The organism is Collinsella aerofaciens, assembly GCF_040926405.1.
Classification (GTDB): Bacteria; Actinomycetota; Coriobacteriia; order Coriobacteriales; family Coriobacteriaceae; genus Collinsella.
Map to the genome: position 1 here is coordinate 126,917 of NZ_JBCOIG010000003.1, position 21,150 is coordinate 148,066.

Consider the following 21,150-nt stretch of genomic DNA (forward strand, 5'->3'; position numbering starts at 1 on the left):
GGGACTGGCGAGGAGCCCCGGGGAGGGCAAATATATAAGGTCGCCTGCTCGAACAGTCCTGACTCGCACGGAGAGCACATTAAGTGCTCTCCGGCTCGTGCGGAACTCGCGATCGACCTTATATATTTGCCCTCCCCGGGGCTCCCGCACAACGGGACCTCAGTTGGGTTCTATCCCGGTTGCAGTTGCTTCGCTCCTGCACCACTTGGCTGGTGCGGCGGTTTGGCGTTGGAACGGTTCTTTTTCTGATATATGCTGGTTGCGGCTCTTCTTTTGGGGGGAGTCGCTTTTTTGTTGCTAGGAGGTTGGCCCGTGGTTGATGGGGATGCTCGCTCTGAGCTTCTTTCTGCTGATTGGAATCAGGAGTGGATGCGCCTGCAAGCTGGTCGGCGGCGGGCTGATGATTCTTTTGAGTGGGATAAAAGGGCTCGGCATTTTCGGCCGTTGGAGACTGCTCCGTATGCTCGGGATTTTATAAAGCTGTTGGCGCTTGAGCCCGACGAGTCGGTGCTCGATATGGGGTGTGGGGCTGGGTCGATTGCTATTCCGCTTGCTCAAGACGGGCATCCCGTGATTGCCGCTGATTTTTCCCCTGCCATGTTGGGCACCCTTGATGCTGGCATTGAGTACTATGGGCTCGAGGACCTGATTACGCCACTTGAGCTTGCTTGGGATGATGATTGGGATTTGGTTGGACCGGTCGCGAAAGCGGTAGATGTTGCCTTTGCCAGTCGCTCTGTCACCACGAGCAACCTAAAAGGCGCGCTTGCCAAGCTTGATCGTACGGCTCGTCGGCGTTGTGCTGTCACGATGGTCGCCAACTCCAGCCCGCGCTATGATCTGCACTTGATGAACGCTATCGGCGCCTCGGTTACCTGCAGCAATGGCTTTGTGTATGCCTTCAACATCCTCATTCAGATGGGCGCGTTGCCGCAGGTTACATACTTTGAATCGCCTCGTCGCGATACCTTCGATAACCTTGAAGCGGGCGTAGCAGATTTTTCCCGTATGCTCGAGCATGGCAACGAGGATAAGGTCGACCGTCTGCGCGACTACATCGCCCAGCACATGATTGAGAACCCCCATGCCGGTGAGCCGGGCTCCAAGGGTGTGCCGCAGGGACGCTATATGCTCGACCACGTCCGCAAGGTCCGTTGGGCGTTTATTGCATGGGAGCCGGTCTCTGCGCCCAGCTCATAGCCTGTTCGCAGCCCGCACTGCCCACTCACTCGGCATCCGCATTCTTTTTGAACTGGGCAAACGCGCTCCACACCGCACCGTTCCTGCGCTATCGTGGGACAGCTCACGTAAATTAAGGCCCCGTCGCGGGGCGCCCCATACATAGAAAGCGAGAACCCATGGCACTGACAGGAGCACAGGTCAAGCAGCTTCGCAGCATGGCCCATCACCTCAACCCCGCCATCATCATCGGTAAGTCCGATGTCAACGAGGGCACCGTCGAGCAGACGGTCGCCTACCTGGAGAAGCACGAGCTCGTTAAGTGCTCCGTGCTCGATGGCTCCAGCCTTTCCGCCCGCGAGGCCGCCGAGGAGCTCGCCGAGCGTTGCCACGCTGAGGTCGTCCAGGTCATCGGCCGCAAGTTCTCACTGTATCGCGAGTCCTCGCGCAAGGACATCGAGAAGATCAAGCTCGTCTAAGAGCCAATGATCCGGCGATCCAACACATAGCAAGCTTACGGGTGCCCAAGTACTTCGGGCACCCGTTTTTTATCGCTCGACCAGCACGCGATTGAGCCGCCCCTCCACCAAGCGCTCGTATAGACGCCGCGTCTCGGGCTCGGGCACGCCATTGACCTGCTCCCTCAGGTGGTGCATATGCCCGCTGTACAGCTCGACGATATCGCGCCGCCGCCCCGCCGCACTGTAGACGCGCATGGCGCAGCGCACCATATCCTCACGCGCCGTTTCCTGTCGAAGCCCCGACTCCGCCAGCCAAATCGCCGACTGCAGATCGTTTTCTTCTAGAGCGGCATTTGCTCCCTTAATCATGCAATCGATGTACTTTGACTGCATAATGCGCCGCATGCGCAAAAAGTAGGTGGGATTACAGCCATTGGGAACATACAGCGGTCCGGCATAAAGCTGCTCAATCTTAAGGCACAGCTCAACTAAATGGGGCCCGCGCGCACCCGTGCGATTTCCCAATACCTCGCGGCTTATCTGGTCAAACAGCCGTACATCGGTCTTGACGTAGTCGCCGTTGAGCCCAATGCATTCATTTTGGATGAGCACACACGACTTGCCATCCGGCGTCGGTCCCAAAGCCGACCGCAAGCGCGATATCGTCGAGTACAGATTGTTGCGGGCGCTATTGAACTCGGCATGGGGCCACAGCTCCATGGCCAGCGTCTCACGATCGACGAGCGCATCCATGCCCAGCGCAAGCCGCTCGGCAAGCGTCGCCGCCTTCTTGCGACGCCACATTTTGTCCGTGATGGGAAACCCATCGCGCTCGGCGCGAAACGCACCAAACATGCGAATCTCGATATGGTCGATGGTATCAACGGCTTCAACCTCGCCGGCCTGGAACAGGCGCTCGCCCTCTCCTTCCAAATCGTCGCGCAGCGAGTACCGCGACAGCTCGCGCACGGGAAGCTTCTTGCGTATCCTGCCCGCCGGCTCGCCCAGACAATGCATGGCAAGGCGCGCAAAGAGCCGATACGATGGCTCTAGAATCCCCGCACGATTCATGGACATCCAGGCCGCAAGATCGCTGTCTCGGCCCGCACAGGCCAAATGCAGCGCCACCATCCAGGCCTCCGCTCCACCAACCTGCGTCTGGCTTATATCGAGCAACTCCGCTTCCTCGCGCACCGAAACCATCGAGGTGTTACGCAGATATGCCGCGCGCTCCAGCAGCAATGCGTTATCGCGCATGTACGCAATCGACTCCTCGGCAAGTTTGAGCACTTGGACCGCACGGAACTTTGCATTAACCGGCCGTCCCTCTGCCAGCGACTGCCAGCCTTCTAGCAACAGCCCAAACAGCTGAATCTGGTTGTCGCGCATGCGCACGGCAAAACGATCGAGCTCGTTGAACGCCGCGTCGTCGGTTACCGGCAAGCCGGAAAGGAGCCGCCGTGCCGCCAACACCATGCGCACCCAGATAGCCATCGCCTTAAGCCCACGTACGTCGAGCGCCTCCCGCACCACCGTCATCTCGTCGTCGCGCTCGTCGGTTCCCGCAAACGACCCGTCAAAGAGCTCCACCAGCATGCTATCGGCCCGTATAACAATCCCCGCGATGTCGAGCTCGCAGTCGTAGGCCTTGCTCGTTTTGAGCTGTTGTAGAACGCCGCCGTCATTTCCCCGCTCGGTCAGGCACCGCTTGACCTCGATATGCGCAGACAACATATCGAGTGCGGTATGGGATGTCTCGATTTCTGGCACGGCCAGGTTCGTAGGAAGCCCAAGCCCGTTGTCCCCATAGCAAACAGCCGTCAGCGTCTGGGCCACCCTCCATGAAACAGGGTCTATTTCGCAGGCCGCCCGTTCGCTCCCGCGCTCGATGACCGATGCCATATAGCGAGCGAGCTTTGTATTGGACACGCTGACCGCTGCCAGATATACGCCAAGCGCTTCGGCAGGCGTTGGCTCTGGAGCCGGATCGTCGGCATCGATCGTGCCCAGCGCCGCTCGGCAGATATCGGCCCCGTGCCCCGTCAGAGCCAGATCGACCCCATACTGCCCAGCAAGTTCAAGGACCGCTTCACGGTCCAAAAAGGCGTCCGCCAGGCCCATCGCCGCATCGCATCGGCCCACCTTAAGCAAAATCCGGGCCGCCCTCGGAACAAGTTCGGGGCGAACCTCGGCCACCAACTTACGCAAGCGCAAGCGTCCGTTATCCTCCGTGCCCAGACACGTAAAACTCCGCTCGGCGGGATCCAAGCCAAAGATCGGGTAGTCGCGTACAAAATAGGACTGGTCGACCATCGACAGCCTCACCCCGCAAGCCTCGAGTTCTGCGATATTGCCCTCGCCCATCAAAACCATGAGACATGCCACGCAAAACAGCGCATTATTGTCGAGCGAAGCCAGATCGGCAAGTGCCGCGCCATATACGTTGACAATCTCGTTTTCGAGCAGACCGGCTACGTCACCTTGGCCATACAGACCCGTCTGCAATGCCGAAACGAGCTCGGGCACGCCCTGCGTGAGCTGATAAAAGTCGAGCGATGTGCTGATCGAAAACGCCGATGCCCACGCCGAATACTCATAGGCATGCACCTTAAGCATCTGCGCATTGATCTTAACCGAATCGCCCAGCCCATGAATCAGCTGACGATTTGAAGGACGGCAGGAGATAAAGACCCCTACCCCCATAGCGCGCAGGCCGCGAATCCTGTCGATGAGGTCTTCGGTATCGTGCTGATCGAGGTTTGGCACATTATCAATCGCGATAAGGGAGTGCGGTTTGTCTTTGAGTTCTTCGGTAACCACCTCGAGCTGCATAAACACCTCGCGCCCAATGGCGCGATCCGCCTCGATAATCCGCACGGGGCCTCGCGTCGGGTCGCATTTTACCTCATGGGTGTACTGCAGCAGCACCGAGGTCTTCCCAAACCCGTCGGGCGCATAAAGAACCACGATGCCGGCCTTTCGGCCCTTGGCGATAAGCTCATTCATCAAGCGTTCGCGTCGCACCATATAGCCTCCGCCCAGCGGCATCAGCTCGAGCTCGTCTATACCGCCCAAATCGTTTACCATGCCCGCTCCTCAACTCGACCGTATGGACACTGTAGCCGCAAGACCATACAAGCCGCGCTATGAATAGAGCGACCTTGTGTTTTAGGTTGTCTTTTGGTACGCAAGCGGCAAGTTTTTGTACAGCGAGGGCCGATTGTTATTAATCCCCCGACTAATCGGTCTTTAAGCAGGTAAATGAGCTTGTCAGCTTGTCCCATCTAAGCGGCAGTGTAACGCAGATGAACAAGGTTCAGCCATGTCATTCAACTCGCCTAGCACCCGCTACCGTCTACGACCTTCTAGTGGCATTTTTGCATAGAATCTGGTATGGAATGAATCAAGCTGTTGGGCATCCGGCGTTCGTCAAGCTTGCGGCAAGATTTTGGTCAAGTGGGCGAAAAGGGATAGCAAAAAGGCCCCCGCAAAGCGGAGGCCTTAGGCAAGGTTATGTCGAGCTGCAGGATTCGCGCTACTCGCAGAGCGAAAGGGCGGCCTCGTCGGCAACGACAACGCAGTTGGTGTGCAGCTGCAGGATCGAAGCCGGGCACTCGGGCGTAACCGGACCATAGCACATGTCATGCACGGCCTGAGCCTTGGCCTCGCCGTTGGCGACGACCAGGATCATGCGGGCATACATGATGGTCTGGGTACCCATGGTGTAGGCCTGACGGGGAACATCGTCGATGCTGTCGAACAGGCGGCTGTTGGCCTGAATGGTGCTCTCGGTGAGGTCGACGCAGTGCGTACCCTTGGAGAAGTGGTCATCGGGCTCGTTGAAGCCGATGTGGCCGTTGTTGCCGATGCCGAGCAGCTGCAGATCCGGGTAACCGGCGTCGGCGACGATCTTGTCGTACTCAGAGCAGGCAGCGGCGGCGTCGGGGTTGGAACCATCGGGCACATGCGTGTTGTTCAGGTCGATGTTGATGTGATCGAAGAAGTTCTCACGCATGAAGTAGTGATAGCTCTGGGGATCGTCGTGCGAAAGGCCGCGATACTCGTCCAGGTTGTAGGTGCTAACCTCGGCAAAGTCGACGTCGCCCTTCGCGTACCAAGCAGCGAGCTGCTTGTAGGCACCGATCGGGGTGGAGCCGGTGGCAAGGCCCAGCACACAGTCGGGCTTGAGGATAACCTGCGCCGAGATGATATTAGCGGCCTTGCGGCTCATATCCTCGTAGTCTTTAGCTTTAATGATCTTCATTACGCATCCTTTCTCGTACAAGAGAGGCAAGGCTCCCTTACAAGCACTTGCCCGCGGCCCGCGTCGGCCGCAACCAACGTGTGCGGCCACCAGGGCGAGGTCGCGTAATGTATGTGTCTCGTGTCTAGCCGCGTCGAGGCCCCTGCCCGTCCACGGTGACCCGAAGCTGTTTAGCCTCGGACAAATCCCATCTTGCCACGGAGGGCGTCCTCTTTCAAGGGCGCCCTCCGTAAACGTGTTTGAATTGTAGGCTAATGGCCACGTGCACTTGCTAGCGCTCGCGAGCAACGATGAGCTGGTCCATCTCTTCGACATGCACGCCAACGGAGCCCTTGATACTCGAGAACTCAACGGAGTTGCACACCAAGATGGGAACCGTCACATCGTAGCCCTCGGCAGCAATTGCCTCGCGATCGAACTCAATGAGTACATCGCCCTTATGGACGATGTCACCCACTTGCGCATGTACGGTAAAGTGCTTGCCCTCGAGCTGAACAGTGTCCAAACCAACGTGGATGAGCACGTCCAAGCCATCGACCGTGTTAAGCGCAACAGCGTGTCCCGTGGGAAAAATGGCCTCGACCTTGGCATCAGCCGGTGCAATCACACGCGTTCCGGTGGGCCGAATCGCCACGCCCTGGCCCAAAAGGCCGGTGGCAAACGTCTGGTCGTTTACCTCGGAGAGCGGAATGACGTCACCCGAGATGGGAGCATCCAACGTAAGGACTCGACCACGCATACCAAAAGACCTTAGGACTTTAGTGAACATGCTCCCCCTCGGACATACCGATCAACCAAAATAACCTTAACAGTTTACCACTTGGCACCCGTTTTTGACCATTAGGGAAGTTCGCGCTTGACAACCTCGACGATGTCGTCGACAACGCGCTGGATCAGCTCGTGCGTCTCGGCCTCGGCCATCACGCGGACCAGCGGCTCGGTGCCGCTCGGGCGCACCAGAATGCGGCCGCGGCCGTCAAGCTCCTTCTCGGCAGCAGCGACGGCATCCCAGATGGGCTGGCAATCGTCCAGACCGGCCTTGTTGTCGGAATGCACGTTGACGAGTACCTGCGGGTACTTCTTCATGATACCGGCAAGATCGGTGAGGGTGCGGCCGGTGCGCTTGAGCACGGCCAGCAGCTGCAGAGCCGTCACCAGGCCGTCGCCGGTGGTATTGTGCTCCAGGAAGATGATGTGGCCGGACTGTTCGCCGCCGATGACGGCGCCGTCCGCGAGCATGCGCTCCAGAACGTAGCGGTCGCCCACGGCGGTCTGGACCATCTCGAAGCCCTGCTCCTTCATAGCGATGGAGAAGCCCAGGTTGCACATAACGGTCGAGACGATCTCGGAGTTGGCGAGCTTGCCGCGAGCGGCGAGGTCAGAACCGCAGATAGCCAGGATGTAGTCACCGTCGATCTCATTGCCCTCGCTGTCCACGAACAGCACGCGATCGGCGTCGCCGTCGTGGGCCAAGCCGATATCGGCGTGGGTGCGCAGCACGAGCTCGCGCAGGGGCTCAAGGTGCGTAGAGCCGCACTCGACGTTGATGTCGGTGCCGCAATAATCGGTGTTGATGGCGTGGACCGTGGCGCCCAGGCGCTGCAGCGCGGCGGGCGTAGTCTGGCAGGAAGCACCGTGACCGCAGTCGACGGCAACGACCAAGCCATCGAGCCTCAGGCCATCAAGCGTATCGATGGCGTGGTCGACGTATGCCTTGCGGGCGTCCTTCATCTTGGTGATGTGGCCCACGCCGGCGCCAGTCGGCAGCGTGTCGGCAGCCATGGCTTCCTCGGACATGACCCAGGCGCTGATCTCTTCCTCGACAGCATCGGGAAGCTTCATGCCCTTGCGGCTAAAGAACTTGATGCCATTGAACTCCGGCGGATTATGCGAAGCAGAGATGACGATGCCGCCGTCGAGCTCGTTCTGAACGGTGAGCAGTGCCACGGCAGGCGTGGGGATGACGCCGCAGCAGTGCGGACGGCCGCCCTCGGCCATGATGCCGGCGGTCAGAGCGCTCTCGAGCATGGTGCCCGAAAGGCGCGTGTCACGGCCGATGCAGATGTCCGGACCAAGGAACTTGGTCGCCGCGCGGCCCAGGCGAAACGCGAGGTCGCACGAAAGATCGGCGTTGGCGACGCCACGGACACCATCGGTACCGAAGATGTTCTGGGGCATAGGATTGCTCCTTCCCTAGCAGGCGATATGCAACCGCCCACCCTAGTCGAAAAAGAAAAGCGGGACCCGCCGAGGAATCGGCAGGCCCCGCTTGTACATTGTATCTCGAAAGGAGATAAAACCTTAGCGCTTGGAGAACTGGGGAGCGCGGCGGGCCTTCTTGAGGCCGTACTTCTTGCGCTCGACCACGCGAGCATCGCGCGTAAGGAAACCGGCCTTCTTGAGGTCAGCACGGTAGTCGCCAGCGTTCAGAAGAGCGCGAGCGATGCCCAGGCGCAGAGCGCCGGACTGACCGGAGATGCCGCCGCCATCGCACAGAGCGATAACGTCGAACTGACCGGCGGTGTCGGTCACCTTGAAGGGAGCAAGGGCGTTCTCAACGAGCTGATGGCGGCCGAAATACTGCTCGGCGTCACGCTTGTTGATGGTCACCTTGCCGGTGCCGGGGACGAGACGGACGCGGGCGACGGCGTTCTTACGACGACCGGTACCCTGGTAGACAACGGTGTTCTCAGCCATCTTTAAGCCTCCAGCTCAATCTTCGTGGGGTTCTGGGCAGCATGCGGATGCTCGGCACCAGCGTAGACCTTAAGCTTGGTCATCTGGGCACGGCCGAGGGTGGTCTTGGGCAGCATACCGCGAACGGCGCGCTCGATGACCTTCTCCGGGTGCTTCTCCATAGCCTGGCGGAAGCTCTCAGCCTTGAGGCCGCCGTTGTAGCCGCTGTGGCGATAATAGGTCTTCGTGTCGGCCTTGTTACCGGTAAGCTGGACCTTATCGGCGTTGATGACGACAACGAAGTCGCCGCAGTCGCTGTTGGGCGTGAACTGGGGCTTGTTCTTACCGCGCAGGATCATTGCGATCTGGGTGGCAAGACGGCCCAGGACAGCACCATCGGCGTCGACGAGAACCCAGTTGCGCTGGACCTCGCCCTGCTTGGCGTAGTGAGTCGATTTCGAAATCACTTAGACTCCTCCATGTACAGTACGTGTTGTTACAGAGATTCACGGGGCTCTGCAAGTAACCCGTCCATATTACCCCGCTCGCCGTACGAGTCAACAGGTATTTTGGCTCCGACCAGAGTTTCTGCACATGTCATCCACGAGCCGTGATTTTTCCAGCTCTTTAGCTGTTGTCATTTTTTTGAGGGTTCGCCGTCGTTAGCGCTCAACGAACTCTTGGATTTCCGCGAGCAGGCGCTTTGCCTCCTGACGGCCCTGGATATACAGGTCCAAAAGCTTTGCCGAATCGTGCTCGACATGGCCGACCTCGACCGGCTTTTGCGGAGCGACGACCAACGCGCGGCCCTCGCGCTCATACTTCCACAGGTGCATGCGCTGGATGTTGTAACGGTCGTGGCGCGTCTCGATAGCCTCGAGCAGATAGGGGTAGTCGGCATAACGCGCACGCGCGGCCGGCAAAAACTCGTAGGGCTTTTTCTCATACGAGCGGTCCTGCGTGACAATGACAACCGCGCGGTCGAAGCCCGCCTCCTCGAGCACATGCTCGATAGGAACCGAATCGGCCACGCCGCCGTCGACGTATTTGTGCCCGTCAATCTCGACCGGAGGCGTCACCAGCGGCAACGAGGTCGAGGCACGCACGGCGTCGAGATCGAGCACGGCGCTTTTGACCGGGAGGTACGTGGCGGTTCCAAAGAGCATGTCCGTCGCGACGGCGTACATCTCGATGGGGCTCGCGTCGAACGTCTCGTTGTCAAAGGGATCCAGGCGGTCTTGGACGTCGTTGAAGATGAAGTCGTAACCCACAATGGAACCCGTGGACGCAAACGATGCAGCGCCCATGAATCGGCTGTCGTTGCAGAAAGCCAGGTTGATGCGATTGACGCGACCGATCTGGTGCGACTTGTAGTTGACGCCGTTGAGCGCACCGGCCGAAACGCCGTACACCGCCGGAATTTCGACACCGGCCTCCATGAGAACGTCGAGCACGCCGGCGGTAAACTGCCCACGAAAACTGCCACCCTCCAAGACGAGCGCGACCTTGCCGGCGTTCTTTGCCTTATCTTCTGCAGTCATATTGACCTCCTGCGATTGCGTTTTGGCTTTCTTCTACCCAGTTTTAGGATGGCGAGAGCGCGGGTTTTTCGAGGAGGTAGGTGAAGCGGAAAGTGTGTCCCAGTTTGAGGCGAGATTCCGGGACGTGCTTTCCGCTTGGACCGCCGCTGGGAAAGCGCGCCCCGTTCTGAGCGCGGATTCCGGGATGAACTTTCCGCTAGCCATTCATTTGGAAACTGCATCCCATTCCGAACGAGGATTCCGGGATGTACTTTCCGCTTGAGCTGCCATTGGGAAAGCATATCCCACTCTACGGCTCGATTCCGGGTCGCAGTTTCCGCTTGAGGCATCATCCGGAAACTGCGACCCAGTCTGAGCGCGGATTCCGGGATGGGCTTTCCGCCTGGGCCGCCATTGGGAAAGCACGTCCCACTCTGCGTCACTGAGGCGTTTTCTTTACGCTCGCGCCCTGCACAGAGTTCGATTCTCCGCGGTACGGGGGGGATCCGTTGATGCGGCGCATGGCCGGCTGAGATTCGATAAATATCGCATCCGTTTTGAGTCGGAAGTTTGCACGGAGAATCCGCGTATTTGCTTCGCAAATACGCACCGGCTTCGGCCGCCTGCCGGCGCCCTCGCCCGCTCACTACAAACGCTCCGCGTTTGCTTAACGCTCGCGCCCTGCACAGAGTTCGATTCTCCGCGGTACGGACTGGAAATAAAAAGGCAGGTAGATACGAATATCTACCTGCCTGTTGCTTATGGTGGAGGCGCGGAGAATCGAACTCCGGTCCACGAAAGCCCCCTGATTGGCATCTCCAAGCTCAGTCGCTGGTTTAGTCTCGGACGCTTTGCGCGCAGCGACACGCTCGCGGCGTCCTAACCGGTTCGGTCTTAGCCTGCGCCATACCGATTACGTGCGCAGGAGCATTCCCCTAACATGACGTCGTACCGGTGTCGGGGAAATCACCGGGTTGACGCGCCGCTATAAACTAAGCAGCGAGAGCCATAGGCTCAAAAGAAGAGTTGTTGTCAATTCAATTTGACGGTACCCCTGTTTAACGAGGCGAGGAGACCTCGGCTTGCTTCCTCTCTCAGAGCTATCGTGTCGAAACCAGTCGCCCCCGAATGTTGGGAAAGTCTGGATGGTATCGGGTCTGCAAACACCCGATAACCGTCGACTTTTCAAGGAACACGCGGGGTGAACCCCGCTCGTGGATAGCTATCTTACCACGTTCTGAAAGCGCACAGCTGTTCTATGCACGAGCTGTGAAGACCCTAATGTGCACCATACTTCGCACTTTTGCTACCGATCGCGTCACGTATATTTTCGCCAAGCAAAATTGACCCGTCGAAAGGACCGTTATGGATACCAAACAGCAACTCGTCAATGCCCTCGCAGGCCTGGGCTCAACCATTACCGAAGCCATGGATGTCATCGAAGGCTTTGTACCGTGCGGACATCCCGCCCTCACGGTATCGAACGCACTCGTCGCGCTGGACACTGACGATGATGCAGCTCTCGCCCAGCAGCTTGAGACCGTCGAGGGCTTTATCGACCACGTGAGTGAGAACCGCGGCGTGGCCGCCTACCACGGCATCGAGGTCGAGCTCGCGGGTCCCAAAGCCGATCTGCTCGCAGCAATCCGCGAGGTAGGCGCCCTTATGCAGACCGCAGACGTCAAGAACACCCAGGTCAACGAGTGGGTCTACCGCAGTCTGGCAGCACTCGACAGCTCCGACGAAAAGGCAGCCGAGCAGCTCGCAGAAAGTCCCGCCATCAAGGCCGAGCTTTTGTAAATAGCAGACGCGGGCCCCTTGGTGCATCGTCGTCCAAGAGGCCCACAAACAGTTCGCGTCAGCCGATAGCCGCGCCGCCGCGTTCGGCCAAAGCCAGAATCGGCATCATTTGACGAGGTGTCTTTGCTGCAAGATCGGCATGTTCGAGCAGCTTGCGATCATTGGTCACCAAGTAATCGACCTGTGCGCGCTTACACGCGGCGAGCACCAAGTTGTCCTCGTAATCGCGATGGAGCGCTAAGTATTTGTCGGCCAGCCAAAGGTCCGACGCATCTGCACCCACGGCCGTGGCGTTTTCGGTCATGTTCCGAACAAACGCCAACGCCGCATCGCCAATTGCACGGGCAGATGCCTCGTCGAGCGCTCCCCCGCTGGCAAGAACGCTACGCCTCAGTTCGTGTTGGACAACGTACAGCACGTCCTTGGCGATATGCACTGGAAAGAACAGCAATGCCCCCGCCTCCGCCGCCTGTCCGATAAAGGCACGGGCAGCGAGCGACTCGGCATGGTCGGCGCAAAACGAATCGACCCATACGTTGGCGTCCACCATTATTTTGAGGGGAGCCCCACTCACTGGATCATCCCCTTTTGGCGATAATGCTCATCCATGGCTTCGGAATAGATTGCGTCCCAACCGCGATCGTCGGATACGGGTGACGGAGCGATGCCCAAGTCTGCATAAAGCCGGTCTGCCGCTGCCCATGATGCGGCGAACGGAGTATCGGGCGCGACGGTCTGCTGCCGGTCGTCGACGGCCGCAAGCACTTCCTCGCACTGCCCGCCACCCTGCGCGACCTTGGCCACCACCTTTTTGATGAGCTCGGGCAGTGACCCGCCCGAAAGCCGCAGTGCCTCCTCGGCACGGTTCTTGACCTGGCGATCCACGCGAACGTTCACCTGCGCCATGCCGCCAACAGCACCCACGTTGATCCCGCTCCCTTCAAATGCTAGCACCGCTAGCAACACTATATAGAGAAGCTAGCAAATGGTCAAATGCAAAAGGCCTGCGTCCGGACGACACCGATGCCGTCTGGGCGCAGGCCAGATAACGTGGGCGAACACGTCTGCTAGCGCAGGTAAGCCTTTGCGTTGCCCAGGCTGTAGGCGATCGTTGAGCCGTTGTGCAGCAGTGACGACGTCTGCGGAGTGATCATGCCGGTAATACCCAATGCCAACAGCGCCGAGTTGGTGAGCATCACCTTGGAATACGAACTCGACAGACGGTCGATAAGCCCCTGACTCATGCGGCGCAGGCGCACGATTGCGGCCAGATCTGTATCGGTCAGGATGATATCGGCGACCTCCTTGGCGATGTCGCTTCCACCGCCCATGGCCAGACCCACATCGGCCAGACCCAGCGCCGGTGAGTCGTTGACGCCGTCGCCCACCATGGCAACGTGGCGCCCCTCGCGCTTAATCCGCTCCACATAGGCGTACTTGTCCTCGGGCAGCAGCTCGGCCTTAAACTCATCGACACCAGCCGCGCGAGCAATACGCTCGGCCGTGCGCTCCGAGTCGCCCGTGAGCATGACCACGTGCTTAACGCCCAGCGCATGCAGGTCGGCGATGGCCTCGCGGACCCCGGGCTTGAGCGGATCCTCGATACCGAGCACGCCCACAACGGTACCATCGACCGCCAGATACAGCGGCGACAGGCCCTGCATCTGGGACTCGATTTGCTCCTTAATGTCGGACTCGAGCTGCGCGCCCTCATCGTCGAATACAAAGTGCGCGGAACCGATGATGGCGCGACGTCCTTCGATGGACGAAGCGATGCCGTGTGCCACGATGTACTCGACGGCAGCATGGCGCTCGCGGTGCTCGAGCCCGCGCTCGCGGGCGGCGTTGACCACGGCACGCGCCACCGGATGCGGGAAATGCTCCTCCAAGCAAGCGGAAAGGCGCAGGACCTCATCCTCGCTCCAGCCGTCGGTCGTGAGCACGCAAGCTAGGCGCGGCTGGGCCTCGGTCAGCGTACCGGTCTTGTCAAAGACAATGGTATCGGCCTTGGCAAACGACTCAAAGTACTTGGCGCCCTTGACCATCACCCCCATCTTGGCAGCATCGCTCATGGCGGTCATGACGGCAACGGAACCCGTGAGCTTGAGTGCGCACGAATAGTCGACCATCAGTGCCGCCGAGGTCTTGATGAGGCTGCGGGTGGTAAGCGCAACCAGGCCCGCGAGCAGGAAGTTCCACGGGACGATCTTGTTGGCAAGGTCCTCCATATGCGACTGACCCTCGGACTTGAGCGAGTCGGCCGTCTGCACGAGCGAGACGATCGAGCGCAGCTTGGTCTGCGCCGTGTTGGCGCGCACGCGCACTAAGATGCTGCCGTCTTCCACGACGGTGCCGGCGAACACGTCGTCGCCCGCGCTGCGCTCGACGGCCAGCGGCTCGCCGGTCAGGGTCGCCTGGTTGACCATAGCGCTCCCCCGCTCGACCACGCCGTCGATGCAGATAGACATGCCGGTGCGCACGGCGACCAGATCGCCGGGCTCAAGCTCGGTCGCGGCAACGCTTACCTCGGTGTCGCCGACGACCTTTTGCGCCTTGTCGGGCACATCGAGCAGCGAGTTGATGAGCTCGTTTTCGCTCATGGCGCGGGTGTAGTCCTCAAGCAGCTCGCCCACGTTGAGCAGGAACATCGTCTGACCCGCGGTGTCGACGTCGCGCTTGACGAACGAGATGCCGATGGCCGAAGCGTCGAGCACGGGAACGGTCAGGCGCGGCTGCGCGAGCTCACAGAGGGCGGCGCGCAAAAATGTCATGTAACCGACCACGACAAACACCGCACGCAGAGGCGTCGGCAAGAACCAGCGACGTGCGTAATGGGCACCGACGAGTGTCGCCAGATCCATGACGAGCTTGTGCTTGCGTGGCTCAAGCTGCATCACGTAGCCCGACTTGGCATCGGCGATAGCTTGAGCATCGAGTGCGCCCAAGGCGTCGAGCACGCTCGCGCGGCGCGGCTCGTCGTACTCCAGCGCCATCTGGCCAATGCGGCCATACACGCGCACCTTGTGCACGCCGTCGATACCGCCGCTGAGCTTAAGAAGTGCATCGAGATCGCTCTCTGGCACAGGACCCGCCAATTGAAGACGGGTCCTGCCGGGGATCTCGCTAATAATCGAGAATCTCATAGTTTGTGCCTGGGAGCGTTACTCGGCTGCCTCGTCAGCAGCGGCCTCGCTCTGGGTGATGTAGGCCGCCTCGGCAACCATGTCGTCGACATTAGCCTTGGCCTGCTCGACCATGTCCTGGTAGCAGTTCTTGATGCGCATGCCGCACGCGATACCCTGCACGCAGGCATTCTTGACCGGAGCGCTGGTAAGCAGCTTGATGCCGGCCGTGCCAAGCAGAAAACCGCCACCGACAAGCAGGGTATTGAACGTCGACTTCTTCATGTTGCTTCTCCCTTTTGCCGCATTGGACGCGGCACGGTGCCTCAGCACCCGAGTAAACAAGTTTGCTCGAGCACACTTTTGGAAAATAGTTTAGTTTATCTAACTATTAAGGTCAACAAAGGTTAACTTTTTGGAAATCTTGAGGCGCGATGTGACCAAAGGGACCGTCCCTGCGCCACATCCACAAAAAATGAGGGCGCCAATAGCGCCCTCATTCACTCTATTCCATTCAGCCCTACCTGACCCGAACGGCCGAGTCGTCACGGAACCGAGGGGCCGGGCGCAGGGCCTTGCCTCTCAATGAGTTCCGCACGAACAGGAGGCGCCAGTGGCGCCTCCGCCGTGAGTCAGGACTGTCCGAAATTGAGAGGCAAGGCCCTGCGCCCGGCCCCTCGGTTCCCGCTTACGAGAGCGACGTTCTCAGCAACTCGTTGAAGAGCTTCGGGTTACCCTTGCCGCGGCTTGCCTTCATGCACTGGCCCACCAAAAAGCCGATGACCTTCTGGTTGCCGTCACGATACTGCTGCGCCTGATCGGCACAGTTCGCCAGCACCTCGTCCACAATCGGCTGCAGCGCGCCGGCATCGCTCACCTGACGCATACCACGCTCGTCGACGATCTTGTTGGGGTCGTCGCCGGTCTGGGCCATGGCCTCAAAGACCTCGTGCGCCTGGTTGGAGCTGATGGCATCGGTCGCCAGCAGCTTGGCAAGAGCTGCCACCTGAGCCGGCGCAATGCCGGATTCGGCCAGCGAGACGCCTGCGCCCTTAAGGTAGGCGATCATCTCGTTGACCAGCAAGTTCGCGACCGTCTGAGCCTCCTTGCCGGCCATACCGGCAGCGGCGGCCTCAAAGAAGTCGGCAAACTCGGGGTCGCCGGCAATCTGCTCGGCGTCGGCCGCCTTAATGCCAAAGTCGGCCTCAAAACGGGCGCGCTTGGCATCGGGCAGCTCGGGAATCTCGCCACGGCAGCGGTCGATGAACTCATCGTCCAGATCGAACGGCGCCAGGTCGGGATCGGGGAACAGGCGATAGTCGTCGGCCGTCTCCTTCACACGCATAACCACGGTACGCTTGCGACTAGGCTCCCAGTGGCGGGTCTCCTGATAGATGATGCCGCCCTCCTCGAGCACCTCGGCCTGGCGGCAAATCTCGTAGGCAAGGCCGTCGTGCAGGCTCTTAAACGAGTTGAGGTTCTTGAGCTCGGTCTTGGTGCCCAGCTTGGTCTCGCCGCGGCGGCGCAGCGACACGTTGCCATCGCAGCGCATGGAGCCCTTCTCCATGGAGCAGTCCGAAATGCCCAGCGTCACAAAGATGCGGCGGAGCTTCTCCATAAACAGGCGAGCCTCCTCGGGCGTACGCAGGTCGGGCTCGGTGACGAGCTCAATCAGCGGCGTACCGCAGCGGTTGTAGTCGACGAGCGACTCGGCCGCGGCGGTAATGCGGCCCTCGGCACCACCCACGTGCACCATCTTGGCAGCGTCCTCCTCCATGTGGATGCGCAGGATGCGGATGGGCACCGTGTAGGAACCGTCCTCGCGACGATCGGGCATCTGCAGGCTGGACGCGTCGTAGCTGGCCAGGTGGCCGGCACGCTGGTTGCCCTCGCGCATGGTCGACGTCATGGACGTAGACAGGCCCTCGGCGTTGGCCGAAGCGCTCGCCAGACTCTGGGCCTCGGCCTCGCCAAACGCGCAGTCGGGGCGCTCGGCGGCACCGCGACCGGTCACGTCCAGGTCCAGGTGGCCGTACATGGCAAAGGCGACCGGACCCTGCGTGGTCTGGAAGTTCTTGGCCATGTCGGGATAGAAGTAGTGCTTGCGGTAGAACATCGAGTGGCGCTGGATCTCGCAGTTGGTGGCGAGACCGGCCTTGACGATGCTCTCGATAGCGCGTTTGTTGGGCACCGGCAGGGCGCCGGGCAGGCCCAGGCACACCGGGCACACGTTGGCGTTGGGCTCGTCATCGTGGCTGAGCTTGCAGTTGCAGAACATCTTGGTGTCGAGTGCGGTGAGCTCGGTATGGATCTCCAGGCCGATCACGGCCTCCCAATCCTGCAGGACCTCGGAAAGCTTCTTCATTACAGCTCGCCTCCCTTCCCGGCAAAATCGGGCGCGACGGAAAGCGCGGGCGCACCCGTGGCGGCATCGGCAAAGCCGCGCTCCAGGGCGCGGGCAAACGTGAGCAGCTGACGGTCCTTAAACGCCGGACCAACCAGCTGGGCAGAAACGGGCAGCTGAGTATCCTCGCCCAGGCCCAGCGGCACCGAGATGCCACCGTTGCCGCAGATGTTAAGCGAAATGGTGTACAGGTCGGAAAGGTACATCTGCGTGGGGTCGCTGATCTCGCCAAACTTAAAGGCCGTGCGCGGCGAGGCGGGCATGAGGATGGTGTCCACCTTGGCATACGCGGCATCGTAGTCCTGCGTGATGAGCGTGCGGGCCTTTTGCGCAGCGTAGTAGTACTTGTCGTACACGCCCGAGCTCAGCAGGTAGGCGCCGAGCATCTGACGGCGCTTGGCCTCGGCGCCAAAGCCGTGGGCGCGCGAAAGCGAGCTCTGGTCGGACAGGTTGGCGCAGCCCTCCTCCTGATAGCCGTAGCGAATGCCGTCGAAGCGGGCCAGGTTGGAGAACGCCTCGGCCGGGCCGATGACGTAGTAGGCGGCGATGGCAGCGTCCAGGTGTGGCAGGTCGACCTCGACCAACTCGGCACCCTGGTTCTGCAACTCCTGGGCGGCGCGCTGAACAGCGGCCTTGACCTCGGGCGTCAGGCCCTCGGCCTCCATAAACGCAGGGATAATGCCCACGCGCTTGCCCTCGATGCTGTCGTTGAGATGCTCGGTAAAATCGACGGCGCAATCCTGGCTGGTGCAGTCGTACGGATCGTGGCCCGCGCCGGTAAGCGCATTCATGGCCAGCGCGACATCCTCGACCGTGCGGCCAAAGGGTCCCACCTGGTCGAGCGACGAGCCAAAGGCAACCACGCCGTAACGGCTCACGGCGCCATACGTGGGCTTAAAGCCCACCACGCCGCACAGCGACGCCGGCTGGCGAATGGAGCCGCCGGTGTCCGAGCCCAGCGAGAGCGCGACCTCGCCCGCGGCGACGGCAGCAGCGGAGCCACCCGAGGAGCCGCCGGGCACGCGCTCGGTATCCCAGGGGTTGTTGGTGCGATGGAAGGCCGAGCTCTCGGTGGAGCTGCCAAAGGCAAACTCGTCCATGTTGGCCTTGCCCATGGGCAGGCAGCCAGCATCGAGCATGCGCTGGACGCAAGTAGCGGTGTAGACGCTCTGGTAGTTCTCGAGCATGCGGGAAGCACAGGTGGTGCGCGTGCCCACGAGGTTCATGTTGTCCTTGATAGCCAGCGGCACGCCCGCGAGCGGGGGCAGCGGCTTGCCTGCGGCACGGTCGGCATCCACGCGCGCAGCGGCCTCGAGCGCAAGCTCGGGCGCCACCTGCAGGAATGCCTGGACCCCGCCCTCGCGCGCCTCGATGGCGGCAAGGGAGGCCTGGGCCACCTCGGTAGCGGTAAAGTCGCCGGCGGCAACGCCTACGGCAATCTGGGCGGCGGTAAGGGAATCGAAGCTTAGCGCCATTACTCGCTCTCCCCCTCTCCCAAAATGGACGGCACGCGGAAGTAGCGGTCGCGCGCGCTGCCGGCGTTTTCGAGCGCAACGTCGAGCGGCAGATCGCGCTCGGGCTCGCGCAGGTCATCGCCCATCACGTTGGACAGGCTTCCGATGGGATGGAACGTGGGCTCCACGTCGGGCAAGTCATATTGCAGGACGGGCTCGAGCATCTGGACGGCGTCGTTCATGTAGGACGTCATCTGGGCGAGCTCGTCATCGGTCAGTGCGATCTTTGCGTACTCGGCGATGCCGTGCACGTCTTTCTCGCTGAGTGCCATAGGCGCTCCCTTCCGCATAACAGATAAACCGCTCTAGTATACAGGGCGGCGCCGGCTTGGAGCAGGCGCTTTACCCAAATGCAGCGAAAACGTAACGAGAGCGGCGGGCTGGCAGGCGGCGGGCTGGCGGTTCTGCAGCGAAACCGCACCGCCCACAGCGAAAACCGTCCCGCCCACAACGAAAACCATCACAACATTCGACGCTTTTCGTCAAAATCGCGATTTTCATCGAATGTTGTGATGGTTTAGAAGTCCCGACCACCACAAAGGTGCCTGTCCCCTTTGTGGTGGTTCTCTTTGTGGTGGTTCTGAAGAATGTCTTATGCCGAGGCCTTGGCCTTGCGGCGCTTGCGGACCGCGTGGATCACGATGTCCAGCAGCAACAGCACAATGGCCACGACTACAATAAGCACGGCAAACTCGCGCTTGCCCCAGTGGCGGCCGGCCAGCGACTTTTGCTTGTCGACGTCCTTCTTGTTGTACTTGGTGCGCACGCAATGCACCAGCAGGCGATGGTCGTTCACGCCGTAGGGCGTGCAGGTGACGAGCGTCACCTTGTCGGCGCCGGGCTCGATGGTCAGCGACTCCATCTCCTCGGGCAGCACCACCTCGGAGTCCACCATCTTGTAGGCGAGCGTCTTGTTCATGGTGTGCAGCAGCACCAGGTCGCCGGGCTCCAGCGAGTGAATGTCGTCGAACATGCTCAGGTTGCGCATGCCCGAGTGCGCGGTGAGCACGCAATGCGTCGAGGTGCCGCCAACCGGCAGGCTCGTGCCCTCCAGGTGGCCGACGCCCGCCATGAGGACTTCCTCGCTCGTGCCGTGGTAGATGGGCATGCTCACGTCGATGGAGGGGATCTCGACCCAGCTCATCATGGGGTCGCGGTCAAAGATGAGCTGCTGGGCATAGGGCTCGATCTGGTCGGCGGGAAGCTCGGTGGCCTCGCCCGCCAGCTGCTCGTTAAAGGAGCGCGCCTGAAGCAGAATGCGCTCGCGCTCTTCGGCAGACAGCGCGTCCACGGTGCTGGACACCGTGCTGATCTGATTGAACACGCCCGAGGCCTCGAGCCGGTCCAAGATCCACGGCCAGGTCATAAGGCCCACGCCAATAAGGATGATAACGATGGTGATGAGCCGATCGGCCCAGCGCGGCAGTCGCTTGCGACGGCGTTTGGACTTTGGTTGAGGTTTGGGCTGAGGGCTTGAGCCACCGTTGGCCGCGGCGTTATTGCTCTTCATATGTTTGGCGCCCTGCACCATCGCCGGTCACTCCTCTACAACTCAAGTTGTCTAAACAAATAATAGCCGATTAGCGAGCTTCCACGCCGGACAACGCAGCCTAGCAGCATTGCGCAGTGCGAGTATGGGCCCGCATTTGAGTTTTCAAAATGTCCCGAATCGGCTGAGCAATTCGGGATACAATGTCAATAGAAAACGACGCACCCCGCGTAAGTGTACGAGAGCGCGGGCGGCCTAGTTTTCAGCTTTTGTTAAATGCCCGGGATCCGACCCCCGGGCATTCTTATTTGCGCTTTCGACGCAAATGCCGTCCACCGTCCGCACCGCGCGTGCGCCTACGGACCTTAAACCGAACTTCATACGAGTCAAGAAACGCGATGACGAACGTGCCCACCGTCGCGAGGGCGGCGAGCGCGTTAAGGAATTTCAGCATTTGGGGACCTCCGATCGAGTCGTCGGCCGCCCGCGCACGGGATGCGTCGCAAGGGTATTTTACTGCGAGCACTCGCACTTACAGCTGGTAAACGCAATATTTGCAAACATCTGTTCGATATTCATACGCTTGATACATCGGGCAATGGAGCCTGGCTGCGTTATCCCAAAAAGAACGGGGCAGACTCCAGTGCGGAGTCTGCCCCGAAAAGAGAATGGCAAAGCAAGAACGTCGATGGACGAGAAAAGTGTCCGCAAGTCTCATGGC

Annotated in this window: 19 protein-coding genes and 1 other RNA gene; 4 read left to right on the forward strand and 16 right to left on the reverse strand. The window is 60.5% G+C overall.

Annotated features, from left to right (window positions below; translation table 11 throughout):
- Positions 1 to 483 precede the first annotated feature (483 nt).
- The gene (locus AB5758_RS02375) at positions 484 to 1,200 is read left to right on the forward strand and encodes a methyltransferase domain-containing protein (RefSeq protein WP_368141486.1); all 717 of its coding nucleotides are present in this window, start codon (positions 484 to 486) and stop codon (positions 1,198 to 1,200) included.
- A 158-nt stretch (positions 1,201 to 1,358) separates the two neighbouring features.
- Complete coding sequence (locus AB5758_RS02380; RefSeq protein WP_006234690.1) at positions 1,359 to 1,658, forward strand: YhbY family RNA-binding protein; 300 nt, start codon at positions 1,359 to 1,361, stop codon at positions 1,656 to 1,658.
- Between the two features lie 69 nt (positions 1,659 to 1,727).
- Here the strand turns inward: AB5758_RS02380 and AB5758_RS02385 are convergent, their stop codons facing one another.
- From AB5758_RS02385 to ssrA, 8 genes are all read right to left on the reverse strand, one after another.
- Positions 1,728 to 4,727 (reverse strand): AfsR/SARP family transcriptional regulator, encoded by a 3,000-nt coding sequence (locus AB5758_RS02385; RefSeq protein ID WP_368152414.1) that lies wholly within the window; start codon positions 4,725 to 4,727, stop codon positions 1,728 to 1,730.
- A 448-nt stretch (positions 4,728 to 5,175) separates the two neighbouring features.
- Complete coding sequence (nagB, locus tag AB5758_RS02390) at positions 5,176 to 5,904, reverse strand: glucosamine-6-phosphate deaminase (RefSeq protein WP_195246024.1); 729 nt, start codon at positions 5,902 to 5,904, stop codon at positions 5,176 to 5,178.
- A gap of 271 nt (positions 5,905 to 6,175) precedes the next feature.
- Positions 6,176 to 6,643, reverse strand: coding sequence for a PTS sugar transporter subunit IIA (locus AB5758_RS02395; RefSeq protein WP_229030367.1), 468 nt, complete (start codon positions 6,641 to 6,643; stop codon positions 6,176 to 6,178).
- Positions 6,644 to 6,744: 101 nt separating this feature from the next.
- Complete coding sequence (gene glmM, locus AB5758_RS02400) at positions 6,745 to 8,082, reverse strand: phosphoglucosamine mutase (RefSeq protein ID WP_368141488.1); 1,338 nt, start codon at positions 8,080 to 8,082, stop codon at positions 6,745 to 6,747.
- Between the two features lie 123 nt (positions 8,083 to 8,205).
- Entirely contained in the window at positions 8,206 to 8,601 is a 396-nt protein-coding gene (gene rpsI / locus AB5758_RS02405; RefSeq protein ID WP_022094634.1) for a 30S ribosomal protein S9, read from the reverse strand.
- A gap of 2 nt (positions 8,602 to 8,603) precedes the next feature.
- Positions 8,604 to 9,047, reverse strand: coding sequence for a 50S ribosomal protein L13 (gene rplM / locus AB5758_RS02410; protein ID WP_022094635.1), 444 nt, complete (start codon positions 9,045 to 9,047; stop codon positions 8,604 to 8,606).
- Between the two features lie 195 nt (positions 9,048 to 9,242).
- Positions 9,243 to 10,121: a patatin-like phospholipase family protein gene (locus tag AB5758_RS02415; protein ID WP_368141489.1), complete on the reverse strand. Its 879-nt coding sequence runs from the start codon at positions 10,119 to 10,121 to the stop codon at positions 9,243 to 9,245.
- Positions 10,122 to 10,862: 741 nt separating this feature from the next.
- Positions 10,863 to 11,226, reverse strand: a transfer-messenger RNA (tmRNA) gene (gene ssrA, locus AB5758_RS02420).
- A 239-nt stretch (positions 11,227 to 11,465) separates the two neighbouring features.
- Between ssrA and AB5758_RS02425 the strand changes: the two genes are divergently transcribed.
- Positions 11,466 to 11,900, forward strand: a complete 435-nt coding sequence (locus tag AB5758_RS02425) for a hypothetical protein (RefSeq protein WP_368141490.1) — start codon at positions 11,466 to 11,468, stop codon at positions 11,898 to 11,900.
- Positions 11,901 to 11,958: 58 nt separating this feature from the next.
- Here the strand turns inward: AB5758_RS02425 and AB5758_RS02430 are convergent, their stop codons facing one another.
- The 8 genes from AB5758_RS02430 to AB5758_RS02465 form a co-directional block, all read right to left on the reverse strand.
- On the reverse strand, positions 11,959 to 12,474 hold the full coding sequence (locus tag AB5758_RS02430; protein WP_368141491.1) for a type II toxin-antitoxin system VapC family toxin: 516 nt from the start codon (positions 12,472 to 12,474) through the stop codon (positions 11,959 to 11,961).
- A complete protein-coding gene (locus AB5758_RS02435; RefSeq protein ID WP_368141492.1) occupies positions 12,471 to 12,824 on the reverse strand; it encodes a hypothetical protein in 354 nt (117 codons plus the stop codon). Before AB5758_RS02435 ends, AB5758_RS02430 begins: the two co-directional genes overlap by 4 nt.
- Before the next feature lie 143 nt (positions 12,825 to 12,967).
- On the reverse strand, positions 12,968 to 14,983 hold the full coding sequence (locus AB5758_RS02440) for a heavy metal translocating P-type ATPase (RefSeq protein WP_368141493.1): 2,016 nt from the start codon (positions 14,981 to 14,983) through the stop codon (positions 12,968 to 12,970).
- Between the two features lie 78 nt (positions 14,984 to 15,061).
- Positions 15,062 to 15,307, reverse strand: a complete 246-nt coding sequence (locus AB5758_RS02445; RefSeq protein ID WP_152067373.1) for a DUF6110 family protein — start codon at positions 15,305 to 15,307, stop codon at positions 15,062 to 15,064.
- 403 nt (positions 15,308 to 15,710) lie between these two features.
- Positions 15,711 to 17,387: an Asp-tRNA(Asn)/Glu-tRNA(Gln) amidotransferase subunit GatB gene (gene gatB, locus AB5758_RS02450; RefSeq protein WP_368141221.1), complete on the reverse strand. Its 1,677-nt coding sequence runs from the start codon at positions 17,385 to 17,387 to the stop codon at positions 15,711 to 15,713.
- Complete coding sequence (gene gatA / locus AB5758_RS02455; protein ID WP_368141222.1) at positions 17,387 to 18,901, reverse strand: Asp-tRNA(Asn)/Glu-tRNA(Gln) amidotransferase subunit GatA; 1,515 nt, start codon at positions 18,899 to 18,901, stop codon at positions 17,387 to 17,389. Before gatA ends, gatB begins: the two co-directional genes overlap by 1 nt.
- Positions 18,901 to 19,212, reverse strand: a complete 312-nt coding sequence (gene gatC / locus AB5758_RS02460) for an Asp-tRNA(Asn)/Glu-tRNA(Gln) amidotransferase subunit GatC (RefSeq protein ID WP_368141223.1) — start codon at positions 19,210 to 19,212, stop codon at positions 18,901 to 18,903. Before gatC ends, gatA begins: the two co-directional genes overlap by 1 nt.
- 320 nt (positions 19,213 to 19,532) lie before the next feature.
- Entirely contained in the window at positions 19,533 to 20,450 is a 918-nt protein-coding gene (locus AB5758_RS02465; protein WP_158557574.1) for a class C sortase, read from the reverse strand.
- 474 nt (positions 20,451 to 20,924) lie between these two features.
- Between AB5758_RS02465 and AB5758_RS02470 the strand changes: the two genes are divergently transcribed.
- Positions 20,925 to 21,150, forward strand: a 226-nt coding sequence (locus AB5758_RS02470) for a hypothetical protein (protein ID WP_368155346.1), incomplete at its 3' end; no start/stop codon positions are given.

Excerpts from the sequence above, each read along its gene's own strand:
- AB5758_RS02380 (WP_006234690.1), top strand. The coding sequence starts at position 1,359 with ATGGCACTGACAGGAGCACAGGTCAAGCAGCTTCGCAGCATGGCCCAT.
- gatB (WP_368141221.1), bottom strand. The coding sequence starts at position 17,387 with ATGAAGAAGCTTTCCGAGGTCCTGCAGGATTGGGAGGCCGTGATCGGC.
- nagB (WP_195246024.1), bottom strand. The coding sequence starts at position 5,904 with ATGAAGATCATTAAAGCTAAAGACTACGAGGATATGAGCCGCAAGGCC.
- AB5758_RS02445 (WP_152067373.1), bottom strand. The coding sequence starts at position 15,307 with ATGAAGAAGTCGACGTTCAATACCCTGCTTGTCGGTGGCGGTTTTCTG.
- AB5758_RS02465 (WP_158557574.1), bottom strand. The coding sequence starts at position 20,450 with ATGAAGAGCAATAACGCCGCGGCCAACGGTGGCTCAAGCCCTCAGCCC.
- glmM (WP_368141488.1), bottom strand. The coding sequence starts at position 8,082 with ATGCCCCAGAACATCTTCGGTACCGATGGTGTCCGTGGCGTCGCCAAC.
- AB5758_RS02395 (WP_229030367.1), bottom strand. The coding sequence starts at position 6,643 with ATGCGTGGTCGAGTCCTTACGTTGGATGCTCCCATCTCGGGTGACGTC.
- AB5758_RS02415 (WP_368141489.1), bottom strand. The coding sequence starts at position 10,121 with ATGACTGCAGAAGATAAGGCAAAGAACGCCGGCAAGGTCGCGCTCGTC.
- gatC (WP_368141223.1), bottom strand. The coding sequence starts at position 19,212 with ATGGCACTCAGCGAGAAAGACGTGCACGGCATCGCCGAGTACGCAAAG.
- AB5758_RS02425 (WP_368141490.1), top strand. The coding sequence starts at position 11,466 with ATGGATACCAAACAGCAACTCGTCAATGCCCTCGCAGGCCTGGGCTCA.
- AB5758_RS02385 (WP_368152414.1), bottom strand. The coding sequence starts at position 4,727 with ATGGTAAACGATTTGGGCGGTATAGACGAGCTCGAGCTGATGCCGCTG.
- rpsI (WP_022094634.1), bottom strand. The coding sequence starts at position 8,601 with ATGGCTGAGAACACCGTTGTCTACCAGGGTACCGGTCGTCGTAAGAAC.
- gatA (WP_368141222.1), bottom strand. The coding sequence starts at position 18,901 with ATGGCGCTAAGCTTCGATTCCCTTACCGCCGCCCAGATTGCCGTAGGC.